The sequence below is a fragment of the Aetokthonos hydrillicola CCALA 1050 genome (assembly GCF_017591665.1).
In the GTDB taxonomy this organism is placed as follows: Bacteria; Cyanobacteriota; Cyanobacteriia; order Cyanobacteriales; family Nostocaceae; genus Aetokthonos; species Aetokthonos hydrillicola.
Window position 1 is genome coordinate 17,987 of the sequence record NZ_JAAKGC010000046.1, and the last position, 17,831, is coordinate 35,817.

The window sequence follows — 17,831 nt, forward strand, 5'->3', positions numbered from 1 at the left end:
ATGCAGGAAAACAAATCAGTTGGAGCATCCCAATTGACAGATCCAGTTAAAGATACAGTCAAAACTTTTTACAATTCTATCAACGATCATTTAAACACTTCTGGGTTTGGTGAGTATTCTACATTTCTCAATTGGGGATATGTATCAGATGGCAGCCCAGACTTTTCTAAAGTCGAACTGCCGGAACGCTGCCTGAACAAGAATTGCTTAAAATTAATTCTGGAAGTTGTAGGAGATTGTGATTTAACAGGGCGGGATATCCTGGAAGTTGGTTGCGGTAGAGGCGGAAATATTCAAACGCTGGATAAATTTTTTAAGCCTAAAGGTTTAACTGGTATCGATATCACTCCTGCATCTATCGCATTTTGTAAAAAGTATTTGGAGACAGAACGCAGGCGTTTTTTGGAAGGAGATGCCGAGGCATTACCGTTTGAAAATGAAACCTTTGATGTAGTCATCAATGTAGAGTCATCAAATGCCTATCCCAATTTATTTAATTTTTATTCTCATGTCAGCCGAGTTCTCAAACCTGGTGGTTATTTCCTGTATACAGATCTCATCAAAACAGAACTCATTGAAGACTGTATTCAGTATTTAGCAAAGTGTGGATTAGTCCTTGAAATTAACCGCGATATCACATCTAACGTTTTGCTATCGCGCCAAGAAACTGCTGCTACCCAGATGAAAAGCTTTGGGTTCCAAAAATCAGAGGTAGCAATGTCAAATGAAGAAAAGAAAATTTTCGACTTCTTTCTTGCTCCAGAAGGAACAACATTTTTTGAACAAATTCAAGATGGTCGATTTTCTTACAATATTTTTAGGTTTAGAAAAAAGAGGGAGTAAACTTTTGATATTCTGGGAATCATGTAGATGTAAATTCAAAAGCTTGATAGATAAAAGAATTCAGAATTCAGGAGTCAGGAGTCAGAATACACTACCCATAAAGGGATGGTGTTTTAACAAAAAAGTTTCAGATCCTATCTCGTTCACAAAGGACGAAGTTGTAAACCAATAATCATTCTGATTCCTGAATTCTGACTCCTGACTACTTTAAAATTTATTTCTCAAGCTTTAAAGCCGTTTTTGATTTAAATATGTTGGAGGTTTAGATGGTAGAAAAATCCGTTCCGGAGACAGCACCGCAGGAATTGAAAAATAGAATTCAAAGATTTTATGAATTTTTAAATACAAGACTAAATGCCTCTATTTACGCTGAATATGCTATGTTCATGAATTGGGGTTATGAACATGATGAAAATCCCAGTTTTTCCCAGATAAAGTTGCCAAACCATTATCTGAATAAGTGTTCCACTCAATTAGTTTTGGAATTAATAGGTGATTGTGATTTGACAGGGGCTACAGTCTTAGATGTTGGCTGCGGTAGAGGTGGAACTATATATACCCTCAATCATTTTTTTAATCCAAAACAATTAATTGGTCTTGATATAACTGCTGCTAATATAGAGTATTGTCGAAAAAATGTGATAGGCGATCGCATCCAATTTGTTCGAGGGGACGCAGAAAACCTTCCCTTTGCTAATGACGAGTTTAATGTAGTCGTCAATATAGAATCATCACATGGCTACCCAAATCGATTGAAATTTTATCAGGAAGTTTATCGAGTCCTAAAACCAGGTGGTTCATTTCTCTACACAGATATTTTTCTCAGTCAAGAATTAGAGGGTTGTATAAATTCTATCCAAGAAATAGGGTTTGTTTTGGAAATAGACAGAGATATAACCAATAATGTTTTACTTTCCCGTGAGAAAGATGCTGAGTATCAAATCAACGCCTTTACAACAGAAGAAGATAATTGTGTTGACAATACTGAGCTAGCAGAAGATATAGAAATGTCTGAATATGTCATGGCTCTTCCAAATTCTAATCTCTATGAAGGTATGAGAAAAAGTGAGTACTTTTATCGGATTTACCGCTTCAAAAAAAGTGAAGAAAATGTTGATTCGCTAAATTTACAGCAAGAAAAAAATGAACCTGATGTCATCGAAAATGTAAAACTTAGAAGTCAAAAACAAAAAGAAGCTATCAGACGAATCAATTCCAGAAACAACAATTTACATCAGTAATATATACATTAGTAATATGAGCGAAAATCAAAAATCTGTATCCACAAATAAAGAAATTGCTATTATTGGTATGGTCGGACGCTTCCCAGGCGCTGATGATGTTCAAACCTTTTGGGAAAATCTCCGAAATGGTGTAGAGTCCGTATCATTTTACTCTGACCACGAGATGGCAGAATCTGGTATTCATCCAGAGTTATTTCGTCATCCTAATTATGTAAAAGCCAAAGGTGCGATCGCCGGAATCGATTTATTTGATGCCGACTTTTTTGGTTATACACCTCGGGAAGCAGAGGCAATGGATCCGCAGCAGAGAATATTTCTTGAATGCGCTTGGCAAGCCCTCGAAATAGCAGGTTATGACCCTTTTCGTTATCCAGGATGGATTGGGGTGTACGCAGGAGCATCAGAACTGAGTTACATGACTCATTTACTCAACGCTAGCAAGGATCCTGTAGAAGCTGCAAAAACAGTACCCATCTTTTTTGGAAACGCACTCGATTTTTTAACTTCTCACGTATCTTACAAATGTAACCTAAAAGGACCAAGCATTACCGTTCAAACTGCCTGTTCCACTTCTCTGGTAGCCGTTCATCTTGCTTGTCAGGCATTGTTGAACTATGAATGCGATATGGCTTTAGCAGGAGGTGTGTCGATCAGTGCGCCTAATAAAGAAGGTTATCTTTATGAAGAAGGTTCCGTAGAGTCACCTGATGGACATTGTAGAGCGTTTGACCAGAGTGCTAAGGGAACTGTACCATCTAATGGGGTTGGGATTGTCGTTGTCAAAAGGTTGCAAGATGCCCTTGAAGATGGTGATACTATTCATGCGGTCATTAAAGGATCTGCCATCAACAACGACGGTAGCCAAAAAGTAGGTTATACAGCCCCCAGTATAGAAGGTCAAGCAGAGGCAATTTCCCTTGCTCAAAGTATAGCAGGTGTAGAGCCAGATGACATCACCTACATTGAAGCACATGGTACTGGAACGCCTCTTGGGGATCCCATTGAAATAAAGGCGCTGACTCATGCATTTCAAGGTGGAACTGCAAAAACAGGCTACTGCGCGATCAGCTCATTAAAGACTAACTTAGGACATTTGAAGGCTGCGGCTGGTGTAGCAGCTTTGATCAAAACTGTACTAGCTTTGAAGCACAAACAAATTCCCCCCACTTTGCATTTTCAGTCTCCCAATCCCCAAATAGATTTTGCAAACAGCCCTTTTTATGTGAATACGCAGCTCAGTGAATGGCAGCATTCACCTCGTATTGCTGGGGTTAGTTCCTTTGGAATAGGAGGAACTAATGCCCATATGGTGTTAGAAGAGGCTCCTGAAGCCATAACAACTCAACAACCATTCAAACCTTACCAGTTGCTGCTCCTCTCAGCCAGAACTCAAACCGCTCTCAAAACTGCGGTTGTTAATTTGGCTGCACACTTGCGCCAGCATCCTGATATTAATCTGGAGGACGTTGCATTCACCCTGCAAAATGGGCGCAGAATTTTTGAACATCGTTGTTTTGTTGTCGCTCGCGATGTACTTGATGCTGTACAAGCACTTGAAGATCTAAGTTCCAAACCAGAATTTTCCCAACACTGCCCTACAAAAGCCCAATCTGTAGTTTTTCTTTTTCCCGGTCAATCTCAGTATGTCAGCATGGGAAGAGATCTCTATGATACTGAACCCAGTTATCGTCAAGAAGTAGATCGGTGTAGCGAATACCTCCGAAATCGCTTGGGTATTGACTTACATAATATGTTATACCCTGATCGTACACAACTTGCTACAGATCTTGTTGAGGAAACTGGTCTTATCCAAGTAGCGCTGTTTGTGGTTGAGTACGCTTTAGCCAAATTACTGATCTCGTGGGGTGTAAAACCGGATGCCATGATCGGTGACAGCATTGGTGAATATGTGGTTGCAACTCTTGAGGGAGTCTATTCTTTGGAAGAAGCGCTCATCCAAGTTAATTCTCAAGGAAAGTTAATACAGGAAAAAGCCACCACTCTTAACACTGTGCCTTTGACTGAGCGACTAGATCAATTATTCCAAAAGTCTGATCGATTGTTTATTGAAGTTGGTCCTGGTGAGACTCTCAGTCACATCATTAGCAAGCATCCGCAAAGCGCTTCTGCTAGAAACGTTCTCTCGACGATTCCACACACACAATCACAAAAGCCAGATTGGCTGTACACTATGATGGGTCAACTCTGGTTGTCTGGTGTGGAAGTAGACTGGACAGCTTTTTGGTCAGGAAACAACAAACATCGAATTCCTCTACCCACCTATCCATTTGAACGCAAAAGTTATTGGTTTGAATCAACGCGATCGCAACTGCTATCTACTGGAACTTTATCCAGCAAAACCAATGACGTAGCGGATTGGTTCTACGTTCCTTCTTGGAAAAGAAGTCTTACACCCACTTGTTCAGATCAAGTTAGTTCTTTGAAAAAGTGTTTGGTTTTCATAGATAACACTGGACTGGGGGAAGCGCTGGCAACACGATTGGAAAAAGAAGGAAGTACTATCTTTACCATTCGCAAAGGTCAGGAATTTTCTAAAGATAGAGATGGTGAATATACCATTAATCCCAGTAAGAGTAAAGATTATGAAATTTTGATTGGGGAGCTTACCAAACAAGTTGGTATATTTGACGCCATTTTACATTGCTGGAATGTAGATCCTATTAGCTCTTTGGATGGGGATTCGGACAGAGAATGCTTTGAAAAAGCTCAGGAAATAGGATTTTACAGCCTGCTTTATCTGACACAGGCTCTTGACAAATACAAAATCACTAGCCCGATCAAAATTTTAGCGATCGCAACTGAGACACAAGCGGTTGAAAGCACTGATACTGTGTGCCCAGAAAAGAGTACCCTACTAGGGGCGTGCCTAGTGATTCCCCAAGAATACCTTAATATTCGCACTCAGGCTATAGATATTTGCTTTCCTTCCCAAAAGAAGGCTTTACGAACATTTTCCGAGCTGGCAGAACGCTTGCTTTTAGAACTGAAAGCCTCAACAACCGAGCCAAGAATTGCTTATCGTGGTGCTTATCGCCTTATTCAAAACTTTGAAAATGTCAAACTTGAAGTCACGAATAATACCACGCAATTAAGAAAAGGTGGTGTATACCTAATAACTGGCGGATTAGGAAACATGGGGATGGTACTGAGCGAATTTTTGGCTAGTAATTATCAAGCAAAACTCCTGATAGTCAGTTCCAGAGCTTTCCCAAAAAGTTCCCAATGGCAAGAATGGCTAGACGAACATGCTAAAGATAATGACATTGCTCGTTTGATAGCCCGATTCCAAGAAATAGAAGCAGCGGGCGCACAAGTAGAAATTTTCCAGGCAGATGTTTCTAGCGAGGAGCAAATGCGAGTCGTTATTGACACAGCTAAACAAGTTTATGGTGCAATTCATGGAGTGATTCACTGTGCAGCCAATGTTAAGCAAGAATGTTTTAGTGCCATCTATGAAACAGACCATAACAAGTCTGAACAACAATTTCAACCTAAAGTTTATGGCGTACAAGTTTTAAAGAAACTGTTAGAAAATGAGCCAATAGATTTTTATTTACTCATGTCTTCCCTTGCTGGGATACTAGGTGGGGTTCGATTTGCAGCTTATGCTGCTGCTAACCAATTTCTGGATGCCTTTGCTCACAAAAACAACCAAAATTCCGCTTCATGGTGCAGTGTGAATTGGGACGGATGGGAAATGTCCCTCACACAAGATCAGAAAAATAAATGGGCGAGTACCCAATATGCCCTCAGTACCCAAGAAGGTGTGAAAGTTTTTGATCGAATCCTTTCAGTACCCAATACCCCACAGATCGCTATTTCTACTGGTGATTTACAAACCCGAATTGAGCAATGGGTAAAGTTACAATCTTTGCAGCAAATAAACAGTTTACAAACAGACAGTCCGTCACAACAACTAAGACAAGATGTCAACGGCGTGTACACACCTCCCTCCAATTATTTGGAGCAAGTTGTGGCACAGATCTGGCAGGAAGTATTAGGCATTGATCTTGTGGGCGTCAATGATGACTTTTTTGAACTCAATGGGGATTCTTTACATATTGTTCAAGTTGTATCACGGATCCGTGAAACTCTGGGGATAGCTATAACACCGGATATAGTTTTTGATAACTCCACTATAGCTAAACTAGTGAATACAATTACAAACAATAAACTTCAGAACAAGGCTAGCCAAAGTATTCCTAAATTTACAGACACAAATGAGGAAGAAATATCTTTGAAAGTCCAACTTCTATCTGAAGATAAAGTCAGCGAGCTACTCGAAAATTTGTTGTCACGAGAATAGAAGAATAAAAATTTTAAGTGGTAGGTGTTTCATTTTCATTCCTACCACTTTTTTGTATTCTGGTTTAATTTTCTGAATGGTTTACAAAACTAATGCAGGTGCAAGATATCAAATTGAAGGCTCTATATCTTTCTTGCTGAAACCAAAGGATAAAGTACTCCCCAATTTAGCCTTTCATCTAGTTCTTGGACGTGACTCTCAGTGACTTGATCCGGATAATTTTGCAAATTCCAAGTTTTCACATGTCGATGGAATTCTATCCAAGACTGATGTGTCGAGTCTAAAAGTTCTACTTCCTCAAATCCTGCCTTTAGATAGAGAGCCTTATATTCGTCAATATCTTTAACATCGTTTTGGCTAGGTATCATCCAATCATTTGGTGCCTCCATATTTGGAAAAATAATGTCGGACAGAACTAAATAACCTCCAGGCTTTAGTACACGCCAAGCCTCTTGTAGAAAATTTTCCCTTGTATAAAAGTGAAAAGCTGCTTCAACGCAAATAATGTTGTCAAAAGAATTATCTTCAAACTCCATTTGGGCAGCATCCATGGCAATAAATTTACAGCCTGGTGCATTATCTCTGCATTTTTCTAATTGTTTTGCGGAAATATTGATTCCCACAATATCAAGCGGGGAGTAATACTTCAAGAGATAATTAGTAGTTCCTCCCAAACCACAAGCTACATCAAGGATTGTTCCCTTTTTTTCAGGAATAAATGCTAAAAGCTTTTCCATTAAATTTTCGCTAGCTTCTCTTGCACTTTTAGTATCTGAGAGCCAATAGCCAAAATTGAAAAACCCTGTTTGATCAAATAACTCCCTCATCACAGGAGGAAGAATAAAACTATCAAATTTGCTAGCAGATTCGAGATTGACCATAGGTTACAAAGCGTGTCTTGAACTCAAGTAGTGTGGTTGTTTATTCAACCAGTTTATTATACATGACATTTGATATTTATAACCTTAATTTTAAACTTAGATTGATGCTATATCGAAATATTTTTTAACATTGTAAAACCGTTAAAAACGAAGTTATCTAGAACATCTTTAAGTTCTAATGTGTTCATTTTTATTGAGACTCAATCAAAATGTCTCACCTAAAATTTTTATTTCTTAAACAAATAGATTAACGGTTCTCTGGCTGTCTTTATAACCGAAGCTTACCGCCCCGATATTGCGTAGGTTTTGCCTGAAAATTCTCCTTGAACTAAAGTTCGGGTGCTTTAGCTGGCATTGAGCTTTTAGCTCAATGGGTAATCTTTTAATCCATTAAAATGGGTTTGGGCTTTGAGCCGGGAAATATATTTCCCGGCTCTTAACCTACGCAGTATTGATTACCTCATATCTTGCACCAATAAAATGATAAATATAAATGCTGCCGCGACGATACTGATTGTGTGACTGCATTTAAATCAGCCAGGGATTATAAATCCCTGTCTAAGAGCTAAATTCCTCTGGAAGAGGAATGGAAACGAATGTTTTATGGTTCAATTTTTGATACTTTTGTGGCGTTAATTCAGTATTTATATTTAAAGGTGCAAGATCTGAGTTACCGCCCTCAACACAAATATTGAATCCACAGAACGACGAACTGTGAAGAACTGGATGTGATAAGATGCACTTTAGCAAGATCCTAGCCTTGAGCGCGATTTGATTGGAACAACTCCGATCACTCGTTTAACCCCTGAAGAATTTTGGTAGGCACTGCCCACCCTACGTATCGTTCAAAAATCAACTGATTTTTCCGAAACTACCTAAGAGAAAATCAACTATTTTTTGAATGCAAAATTCAAAATTCAAAAAGAAAAAAATTTTGAATTAATTAATTCTGCTTCCTTGCCCCCACTGATTTAAAAAATCAGTGGTGCTTCTAGGTGACGGGTTTCAAGCCCCCACTGATTGTAATTTTGAATTTTAAATTTTGAATTTTGAATTGTTTTTACTGTGTGCAATCTCCTTGTATTGAGGGAAATTTAATGGATAATGTAGTTATTAAGATCGCTACTTCACCTGAAGAATTAAGAGCAATTCGCATAATCAGAGAATCTGTTTTCCAGAAAGAACAAGGTGTAGATCCAGCGTCAGATTTTGATGGCTTAGATGAAATTTGCCAGCAGTTGATTGCTTGTACAAGTAGCGAATACATCGGTACTGCTAGAATTAGATATTTAAACGATAAGACAGCGAAGATAGAAAGGCTGGCTGTTTTACCTATAGCAAGAGGACATAATATAGGTAAACAAATTATGGAAAAAGCTTTAAAAATTATAGCAGACAGAGATATTTCACAAGTCGAGCTTCATGCTCAGGAGTATATTAAAAGTTTACATGAAAAGTTAGGTTTTCAGGAACAGGGAGAAATCTTTGAAGAAGCAGGTATTCGCCATGTGAGAATGATAAAAAAGTTAAAGAACGATGACAAAGAGGGAACGGGTAACTACGGACATGGGGAACTGCCAGAGAATTAATTACATTAAAAAAATATTGATACAATAGGAGTGTAACGAACTTGTAATTCTTGCCCAGCAAGCATGCCATTGATTTAGGGTTGAGAGCTTGTTCACGCCGCAGTGTACTAGGAGAGAATTTTATCACTGGTTTGGGAATAATTAAGATAAATACGATTTAAAGATTTAGTGGTAAAACAATGAGTCCAGTGAATATTGCCGGGTATCAAGTATGTGAACAACTCTACAATGGCTTCAGAACCCTTGTTTACAGAGGGTATCGAGAGGATGACTCATTAGCTGTAGTGATTAAGCTACTAAAGAGCCCTTATCCCAGTTTTAGGGAACTGGTGCAATTTCGGAATCAGTATACCATTACCAAAAATCTCCGCTCACCCCTCATCATTCAAACCTATAGCCTAGAAGCCTACCAAAACGGCTATGGCTTAGTAATGGAAGATTTTGGAGGAATTTCCCTAAAGAATTATTTTGTGGGTGTAGATAGGGGATGTATCGTGTCTCTCCTAAAAGAATTTTTACCCATTGCGATCGCTTTATGCGATGCCCTAGAGATACTATACCGCAATCACATTATTCATAAAGATATTAAGCCTAGCAATATTTTAATTAATCCCGCAACAAAAGAGATTAAACTAATAGACTTTAGTATTGCATCTCTACTACCCAAAGAAATACAAACATTAATAAATCCTAATATATTAGAAGGCACATTAGCTTACATTTCACCAGAACAAACTGGTCGTATGAATCGAGGGATAGATTACCGTAGTGACTTTTATTCGTTAGGAGTAAGTTTTTATGAATTACTGACTGGAAAGTTGCCATTTGAGGCAAAGGAAGCAATGGAGATAATTCATGGTCATATTGCCCAAAAACCCCCAATCTTACAAGAGTTAAATCCAGAAATGCCCACAACTTTGTCAGATATAGTCATGAAATTAATGGCAAAGAATGCTGAACACCGTTATCAGAGTGCATCAGGGCTGAAATATGATTTAGAAATTTGTCTCAATCAATTAGAGACAAAAGGGATAATAGAAGCTTTTGATATTAGACAAAGGGATGTGAGCGATCGCTTTGTCATTCCAGAGAAATTATACGGTAGAGAAGCAGAGGTAACCCAACTATTAGCAGTCTTTGAACGCGTTGCACAAGGACACACTGAATTAATGTTAGTTGCAGGTTTTTCTGGTATTGGTAAAACTGCTGTAGTTAACGAAGTTCATAAACCAATTGTTAAGCAGTCTGGTTATTTTATCAAAGGGAAATATGATCAATTTAATCGCTATATTCCTTTTTCTGCCTTTGTACAAGCATTCCGCGATTTGATGGGGCAATTATTGAGTGAAAACGATACTAAATTACAAGAATGGCGAGATAAAATCTTAAGGGCTTTAGGTGAAAATGCCCAAGTTATTATTCAAGTTATCCCAGAATTAGAACGAATAATTGGTTCTCAGCCAGAACCTATAGAACTATCTGGAATAGCGGCGCAAAACCGCTTTAATCTCTTATTTGAGAAATTCATTCAAATTTTCACTACACAGGAGCATCCGTTAGTCATATTTTTGGATGATTTACAGTGGGCAGATTCAGCTTCTTTGAAGCTCATGCAACTGCTTATTAATCAGTCGTACAAGGGCTACCTATTAATAATTGGGGCGTACCGTGATAACGAAGTTTTTCCGGGACATCCCTTAATGTTGACATTAGATGAGATAGCTAATGCAGGGAAAAACGTTCACAAAATCTTACTCAGTCCGTTGAGTGAAGTCAGTCTCAACCATTTGGTAGCAGATACCCTCCATTGCCAACTAGAACTAGCACAGCCATTAGTGCAACTGCTGTATCAAAAAACTAAAGGGAATCCTTTCTTCACTACCCAGTTTCTCAAGACACTGTACGAGGATAATTATATTCATTTTAACTTGGAAGTGCGGCATTGGCAGTGTGATATTGCCCAAATAAAGCAACTGGTGCTGACAGATGATATTGTAGAATTTATGGCGCAACAGTTGCAGAAACTGACACCAGTAACACAGGAAGTTCTAAAACTAGCAGCTTGTATTGGTAATCAGTTTGATTTGCATACCCTGGCAATTGTTAGTAAACAATCCCAAGCTGAAGCTGCTGTTGCATTGTGGCAAGCATTACAAGAAGGCTTAATTGTACCACAAAGTGAAATTTATAAGTTTTATGTCAATCAGGAAAACCAAGCGACTGCTCAGGAAATTACTCATTCCGTAGAATATAAATTTCTCCACGATCGCGTCCAACAAGCAGCTTACTCACTCATTCCCGAAGAACACAAGCAGACAACTCATGTCACAATTGGGCGCTTGCTCTGGCAAAATACTCCTGAAGCTGAACTCGAGAATCAGATTTTTGCGATCGCTAATCAGCTAAATATTGGGATTGAACAATTCCATCAACCTAGAGAACGTTATGAACTCGCGCGCTTAAATCTCATTGCTGGAAAGAAGGCAAAAGCCTCAACCGCCTATAGTTCAGCCCTTACTTATCTTAACATAGGTATCCATTTATTACCGTCGAACCCTTGGGAATATGATTACGATCTAACAATTGCCTTGTATAACGAAGCAACTGAAGCAAGCTATCTATGTGGCAAACTTGACAGAATGGAAGACTTTGCTCAGGAGATTTTGCGAAATGCAAAAGCTGTAATAGATACAGCCAAAATGTATGAGGTCAAAATTGAAACTTACACAACCCAAGGAAAATTACTAGTAGCTATTGATACAGCAATGCAATTTTTGCACTCTATTGGCATTGAGTTTCCAAAAGAACCTACCGATGAAGATTTTGTTCTCGCTTTGCAAGAGACTCAAGCTATCTTGAGTGGCAAAACAATTGCTGAATTAATTGATTTACCAGAAATGCAGAATCCTGAATTGCGTGCAGCTTTGCGTGTTTTATTGAAAGTAACAACTCCTGCGTATCTGGGAAAACCTAAACTCCATCGCCTGGTAGTGCTAAAAAAAGTTTTTCTTTCTATAAAATATGGAAATACTCCTGCTTCCGCTCTGGCTTACGCAGGTTACGGACTCATGCTTTGTGGTCAAGTTAACAGCATCCCAACAGGTTATGAATTCGGTAAGTTAGCCTTGCAACTGCTGTCCAAGTTTCAAGATCGGCAGTATCAAGCATTAGTCATCGCTATCGTTCATCTTTTTATCATCCATTGGAAAGAACCTTTAACAGCAACTCTCAAGCCATTACTACAAGCCTATACTATTGGGCTAGAGACTGGTGATTTGTCTTATGCTGGTTATGCTGCTCACATTTATTGCTTGTATGCCTACCTTACTAGTCAAGAATTATCCAAACTAGCTGATGAATTTGCGATTTATAGGGCAGTACTAAAAAAAATTAACCATAAAACTGCACTCAACGACAATAGTGTTTATTACCAAGTAGTCTTGAATTTAATTGAGTCGAAAACCAACCCTTGGGAATTAGGTAATACAACCGACGATGAAACCTCAATGCTGGAGTTCCAGAAGCAAACTCATGATGGCACTTTTTTATGGCATTTCTTTGTCAATAAATTAATGCTTTGTTATCTGTTTCAAAAACTGGATTTGGGAGCGGAATATGCTGTTAAAGCAAAACAATATTCCCATGCAGGATATGCTTTAGCCAATGTACCAGTCATGAACTTTTATGATTCGTTACTGCAACTCGCTTTGTTCCCTCAGTCATCAACTGAAGAACAACAGAGGATTTTACAAAAGGTAGCAGAAAATCAGGACATCATGCAACAGTGGGCAAATTATGCTCCTATGAACAATCTACATCGCTTTCAGTTAGTCGAGGCAGAAAAAAACCGGGTTTTAGGAGAAAAAATAGCAGCAATTGAATTTTATGATTGTGCTATTTCTGGAGCTAAAGAAAATGGCTATATTCAAGAAGCTGCTCTTGGCAATGAGCTAACAGCTAAATTCTACCTCGACTGGCGTAAAGAAAAACTTGCCCAGGCATACATGGAAGAAGCTTATTACTCTTATGCTCGTTGGGGAGCGAAAACCAAAGTAGAAGACTTAGAACAACGCTATCCAGAACTTTTACGGGTTATTTTGCAGCAGAAAATAGCTAATAAGAATGTGACTTGTAGTACTTGTGTTGATTCATCAACTTATATCTCAAGTTCTTCTAGTACTAGCACTTCCATTTTGGACTTTGAGGCTGTTTTTAAAGCCTCCCAAGCAATCTCAACTGCAATTGAGTTAAATGAGCTGATCAAGATCTTAACTGAGATTATTTTAGAAAATGCCGGAGCTGATCGATGTGTTTTAATTTTATTTCAAAATGACTCATGGCAAGTACGGGCAATTACCAATCTAGAAGGTACTATATTGCAAACAGAACCTCTAGATAATCATCCTGAGCTTCCAATCAACTTAATCCAGTACGTAAAAAACACTCTGGAAACAGTTGTAATTGATGATTCCACAACCGATTTATCTAATTTAATTGGGGAATATATACATCAGCATCAACCTAAGAGCATTCTGTGTATGCCTATTAGCAATCAAGGACAGCTATTGGGTATTTTGTACTTGGAAAATAAGGTAACAATCGGTGCATTTGTAGGCGATCGCCTAGCTGTATTACAGCTATTAACTACCCAAGCAGCAATTTCTCTAGAAAACGCCCTACTCTACAATACTCTGGAGCAAAAAGTAGAGCATCGTACCCAAGAACTCCATAAAAAAAATCAGCAATTGTCCCAGACTCTTCGAGAATTACGAGAAACTCAAGCACAATTAATTCAATCTGAGAAAATGTCAAGTTTAGGTCAAATGGTTGCTGGTATTGCTCATGAAATTAATAACCCAATTAGTTTTGTTTACGGTAATATTAGTTATCTTAAAGAGCATTTCCAATGCTTATTAGATTGCATTAGTGTCTATCAACAGGAATACCCGGAAGAAACAAACACAATTCAAACTTATCTGCAGTTTACTGATTTGGATTACGTTATAAGAGACCTCCCAAATCTTTTGAATTCAATGGAGCAAGGTAGCCAGCGTATTCACGATATTGTCTTATCTCTACGAAAGTTTGCCCGTCTAGATGAAGCAGATCTCAAAGCTGTAAATATCCATGAAGGTATTGAAAATACGCTCTTGATTCTACAACACCGACTTAGTAAAATTCAAATTATCAAAGACTATGCTGATCTTCCACGAGTGATTTGTCATGCAAAACAAATAAATCAAGTAATCATGATGATTTTAAATAACGCTATTGATGCTTTAGATGAAGTAGACAAATCAACTCGTAGCATTAGAATTATTACTGGATTAATTAACTCTTTAACTCCTAGTGTAAGCATTCGTATTATCGATAATGGAGTTGGAATTCCCGAGGAAATACAAAAACAAATATTTGATCCTTTCTTCACAACAAAACCTGTAGGAAAAGGAAAGGGGTTAGGACTGGCGATAGCTTATTCTATTATTTCAAGTCATAACGGAGAAATTAACGTTGTTTCTCAAGTAGGACAAGGGACAGAATTTGAGATTATCTTACCTGTTTATGGATGAAGTGCGAGTATCCCAATTTTTAATTTTAATTTTTATGTCAGTCTTATTAGTTCTATCTTGACTAGGATAAAATCTGCCCAATCATATCTATAAACTAAACCTATAGAAAGATAAATCAATTATTGAAGTTTGCATACATTAAACTTGTAGTGGCTGTTATGGAGATGGAGCAATGACAGATAGTAGCTTGAGAATCGTCTCTTTGATACCCAGTGGAACGGAGATTTTAGCGGCTTTGGGTTTGGCAGATGCAATTGTTGGGCGATCGCACGAATGTGACTATCCCCCAACAATTCTAGACCGTCCAATTTGTACCCAAGCACGTATAAACACTAATGCTCCCAGTGATGAAATTCACGACAAAGTTCAAAACTTGGTGCAATCCGCTCTCAGTATCTATCAAATCAAAACTGATGTTTTAGAAGAATTACAGCCTACTCATATTGTTACTCAAGATCAGTGTGACGTCTGTGCTATTAGTTTACAAGAAGTAGAAAATGCAGTTAACAGCCTTACCAATAGCTCACCGCAAATTATTTCTTTACAACCTAACGTTCTTCAAGATGTCTGGGCTGATGTTGAGCGAGTTGCTAATATTTTCAAAGTAAACTCGCAAAATCTCTTAGAAAACTTAGAAGCGCGTGTCAAAATTGTCAACCAGAAAACACAAGGACTCTCGAAAACAGAACATATACCTACAGTTGTCTCTATTGAGTGGACTGATCCAATAATGGTTGCTGCAAACTGGATTCCAGAATTAGTCTCTCTGGCAGGAGGAAATCCATTATTTGGCTCGACAGGTCAACCTTCTGTAACTTTAAAGTGGGAAACATTACTAGCAACCAATCCGGATGTGATGATTTTTATGCCCTGCGGCTTCGATTTAAATAGGACGCGCCAAGAGGCTCAAAAGTTAATTCATCTTCCAGAATGGCAAAAACTTCATGCTCATCAAAGTGGCAGAGTTTACATAACAGATGGCAATTCCTACTTTAATCGTCCTGGGCCTCGGTTAGTAGAGTCAGTAGAAATTTTGGCAGATATTCTCCATCCAGAAATTTTCCAATATGGTTACAAGGGAGAAGCTTGGGAGGTTTTGTAAAGAAGAATTCAGGAGTCAGGAGTCAGGAGTCAGAATAAAAAATAAGTATTATTACTTAATTTAAATGTTGTTTTTACAACATTTAAGTGCTTTTTAACTGCAAAACTAGTCTTTAAAATGAGCCTGCTTGAGCAGGCTTTTGTTTGCATATCATAAAATTGGAGACACCAACCTTAATTTTTGCAAAATATATAACAACACAAAATAATAATTTGTAATAAAACAAAAGACCCCGACATAGTATAAAAATAATTTGGAAGGGAAAAACAACAGAGTGAGGTACACAAAGTCCTGTATTAACGAGATTTTCGGGTTTCTAAGAATCAGATAAAGTTTTGTAACAAAAGTTTTAATCTGGAAGCCAGGAAAGCTTAGACTTATACCGATGTCTGTTTTAAACCTTTCCCAACTGCTCAGGCAGTCTGACATCAAAAAACTGAACCCTTCAGTTTTGAGTCGAAACGATTCTTAAGCAAGCAAGTTAGGAGATTTAATCGATGTTAGATGCATTTGCAAAAGTAGTATCCCAAGCTGATGCACGCGGCGAATATCTCAGCGGCGCCCAGCTAGATGCTTTGACCAACATGGTCAAAGAAGGCAACAAGCGTATGGATACCGTTAACCGCATTACAAGCAACGCTTCCACAATCGTTGCTAACGCTGCACGTGAGTTGTTTGCTGAACAACCCCAGCTAATCGCTCCTGGTGGTAATGCTTACACCAACCGTCGTATGGCTGCTTGCCTACGCGATATGGAAATCATCCTGCGCTACGTTACCTACGCTATCTTCACTGGTGACGCAAGCGTTCTTGATGATCGCTGCTTAAACGGTCTGCGCGAAACCTACTTGGCGCTAGGAACCCCCGGTGCTTCCGTAGCAACTGGCGTTCAAAAGATGAAAGACGCAGCTCTTGCCATCGTTAACGATCCCAACGGAATCACCAGAGGCGATTGCAGCGCTATCGCAGCTGAAGTAGCTAGCTACTTTGACCGTGCTGCTGGAGCAGTAGCATAAGCCTGAAAGTTACTACGATCAACTGACAACCGTCAGCTAAGCAAAACAAATATCAACCAAAAATTTGTAAAAAGGGAGATACCAAACCAATGAAAACCCCCCTAACCGAAGCAGTTGCTGCTGCAGATTCTCAAGGTCGTTTTCTCTCCAGCACAGAAGTTCAGACTGCCTTTGGTCGCTTCCGTCAGGCATCCGCTAGCCTAGAAGCTGCAAAATCTTTAACTGCTAATGCTCAACGCTTGGCAGATGGTGCAGCTAATGCGGTTTACCAAAAATTCCCATACACCACCCAAATGCAAGGACCCAACTATGCTTCTACCAGCACTGGTAAAGCAAAGTGTGTACGGGACGTCGGCTACTACCTACGGATGATCACCTACTGCTTGGTTGTTGGTGGTACAGGTCCAATGGACGATTATTTGATTTCCGGCTTGGCTGAAATCAACCGCACTTTTGAATTGTCTAATAGCTGGTACGTTGAAGCACTCAAGTACATCAAAGCTAACCACGGTTTAAGCGGTGATCCAGCTGTTGAAGCTAATTCTTACATCGATTACGCGATCAATACTCTAAGCTAGAGAGTTAATTTTAGCCCGGAGAGGGAATCAGCTCTTGTGACTGGATTAAGTAGTGAGAGTTGCTTACCTCTTCGGGCAGTTTAGTTTTCATGTTTCTTAATAAAAAGTTGCAAAAAAATTTTCGAATTTGCAAACAATAAGGGAGGGAAGAATATGGTAACTAAAGGTTTTGAAGACTCGTTACGCGTGGAACTACGCAGCGATAGGATAGACGAAGATGTAGAAATCGTTATTCGCTCAGCCTATCGTCAAGTTTTTGGTAATGAGTATGTCCTCGATTCACAGCGTCTCACCAGCGCGGAATCTCTACTACGTCAAGGGCAAATCACTGTACGAGGTTTTGTACTAGCGCTCGCTCAGTCGGAGTTATATCGAGATAAGTTTTTCTATAGAAATTCACAAAATCGATTTATTGAGCTAAATTATAAGCACTTATTAGGGCGCGCGCCTAACGATGAATCGGAGATTGCTTACCATGTCGATCTCTACAACTCCCAAGGTTATGAAGCCGAAATAAATTCCTACATTGACTCCCAAGAGTATAGAGATAACTTTGGTGAAAACATTGTACCCTACTATCGGGGGTTAAACGAGTGATCGGAGTTGTTCCAATCAAATCGCGCTCAAGGCTAGGATCTTGCTAAAGTGCATCTTATCACATCCAGTTCTTCACAGTTCGTC

General features: G+C 38.9%; 10 protein-coding genes. 9 read left to right on the forward strand and 1 reads right to left on the reverse strand.

Annotated elements, in window-relative coordinates; translation table 11 throughout:
• The 3 genes from G4P69_RS21560 to G4P69_RS21570 all read left to right on the forward strand — a co-directional run bounded on the left by G4P69_RS21560 (position 1) and on the right by G4P69_RS21570 (position 6,414).
• Complete coding sequence (locus tag G4P69_RS21560; protein ID WP_208351044.1) at positions 1-843, forward strand: class I SAM-dependent methyltransferase; 843 nt, start codon at positions 1-3, stop codon at positions 841-843.
• A 266-nt stretch (positions 844-1,109) separates the two neighbouring features.
• Entirely contained in the window at positions 1,110-2,084 is a 975-nt protein-coding gene (locus tag G4P69_RS21565; RefSeq protein WP_208351046.1) for a class I SAM-dependent methyltransferase, read from the forward strand.
• A gap of 16 nt (positions 2,085-2,100) precedes the next feature.
• Positions 2,101-6,414, forward strand: a complete 4,314-nt coding sequence (locus G4P69_RS21570) for a type I polyketide synthase (RefSeq protein ID WP_208351049.1) — start codon at positions 2,101-2,103, stop codon at positions 6,412-6,414.
• Positions 6,415-6,536: 122 nt separating this feature from the next.
• On the opposite strand, the gene G4P69_RS21575 is transcribed toward G4P69_RS21570, so the two are convergent.
• Complete coding sequence (locus G4P69_RS21575; protein WP_243903007.1) at positions 6,537-7,241, reverse strand: class I SAM-dependent methyltransferase; 705 nt, start codon at positions 7,239-7,241, stop codon at positions 6,537-6,539.
• Between the two features lie 1,151 nt (positions 7,242-8,392).
• On the opposite strand from G4P69_RS21575, the gene G4P69_RS21580 reads away from it, so the two are divergent.
• The 6 genes from G4P69_RS21580 to G4P69_RS39375 all read left to right on the forward strand — a co-directional run bounded on the left by G4P69_RS21580 (position 8,393) and on the right by G4P69_RS39375 (position 17,747).
• The gene (locus G4P69_RS21580; protein WP_208344577.1) at positions 8,393-8,884 is read left to right on the forward strand and encodes a GNAT family N-acetyltransferase; all 492 of its coding nucleotides are present in this window, start codon (positions 8,393-8,395) and stop codon (positions 8,882-8,884) included.
• Between the two features lie 179 nt (positions 8,885-9,063).
• Positions 9,064-14,454 (forward strand): trifunctional serine/threonine-protein kinase/ATP-binding protein/sensor histidine kinase, encoded by a 5,391-nt coding sequence (locus G4P69_RS21585; RefSeq protein ID WP_208351052.1) that lies wholly within the window; start codon positions 9,064-9,066, stop codon positions 14,452-14,454.
• Between the two features lie 172 nt (positions 14,455-14,626).
• Positions 14,627-15,556: a cobalamin-binding protein gene (locus G4P69_RS21590; protein ID WP_208344579.1), complete on the forward strand. Its 930-nt coding sequence runs from the start codon at positions 14,627-14,629 to the stop codon at positions 15,554-15,556.
• Between the two features lie 497 nt (positions 15,557-16,053).
• Positions 16,054-16,572, forward strand: coding sequence for a phycocyanin subunit beta (locus tag G4P69_RS21595; protein ID WP_208344580.1), 519 nt, complete (start codon positions 16,054-16,056; stop codon positions 16,570-16,572).
• An 89-nt stretch (positions 16,573-16,661) separates the two neighbouring features.
• The gene (cpcA, locus tag G4P69_RS21600) at positions 16,662-17,150 is read left to right on the forward strand and encodes a phycocyanin subunit alpha (RefSeq protein WP_208351054.1); all 489 of its coding nucleotides are present in this window, start codon (positions 16,662-16,664) and stop codon (positions 17,148-17,150) included.
• Positions 17,151-17,303: 153 nt separating this feature from the next.
• A complete protein-coding gene (locus G4P69_RS39375; RefSeq protein ID WP_390692790.1) occupies positions 17,304-17,747 on the forward strand; it encodes a phycobilisome rod-core linker polypeptide in 444 nt (147 codons plus the stop codon).
• Positions 17,748-17,831 lie beyond the last annotated feature (84 nt).

Excerpts from the sequence above, each read along its gene's own strand:
- G4P69_RS21570 (WP_208351049.1), top strand. The coding sequence starts at position 2,101 with ATGAGCGAAAATCAAAAATCTGTATCCACAAATAAAGAAATTGCTATT.
- G4P69_RS21585 (WP_208351052.1), top strand. The coding sequence starts at position 9,064 with ATGAGTCCAGTGAATATTGCCGGGTATCAAGTATGTGAACAACTCTAC.
- G4P69_RS21595 (WP_208344580.1), top strand. The coding sequence starts at position 16,054 with ATGTTAGATGCATTTGCAAAAGTAGTATCCCAAGCTGATGCACGCGGC.
- G4P69_RS21590 (WP_208344579.1), top strand. The coding sequence starts at position 14,627 with ATGACAGATAGTAGCTTGAGAATCGTCTCTTTGATACCCAGTGGAACG.
- G4P69_RS21560 (WP_208351044.1), top strand. The coding sequence starts at position 1 with ATGCAGGAAAACAAATCAGTTGGAGCATCCCAATTGACAGATCCAGTT.
- cpcA (WP_208351054.1), top strand. The coding sequence starts at position 16,662 with ATGAAAACCCCCCTAACCGAAGCAGTTGCTGCTGCAGATTCTCAAGGT.
- G4P69_RS21565 (WP_208351046.1), top strand. The coding sequence starts at position 1,110 with ATGGTAGAAAAATCCGTTCCGGAGACAGCACCGCAGGAATTGAAAAAT.
- G4P69_RS21580 (WP_208344577.1), top strand. The coding sequence starts at position 8,393 with ATGGATAATGTAGTTATTAAGATCGCTACTTCACCTGAAGAATTAAGA.
- G4P69_RS21575 (WP_243903007.1), bottom strand. The coding sequence starts at position 7,241 with ATGAGGGAGTTATTTGATCAAACAGGGTTTTTCAATTTTGGCTATTGG.
- G4P69_RS39375 (WP_390692790.1), top strand. The coding sequence starts at position 17,304 with ATGGTAACTAAAGGTTTTGAAGACTCGTTACGCGTGGAACTACGCAGC.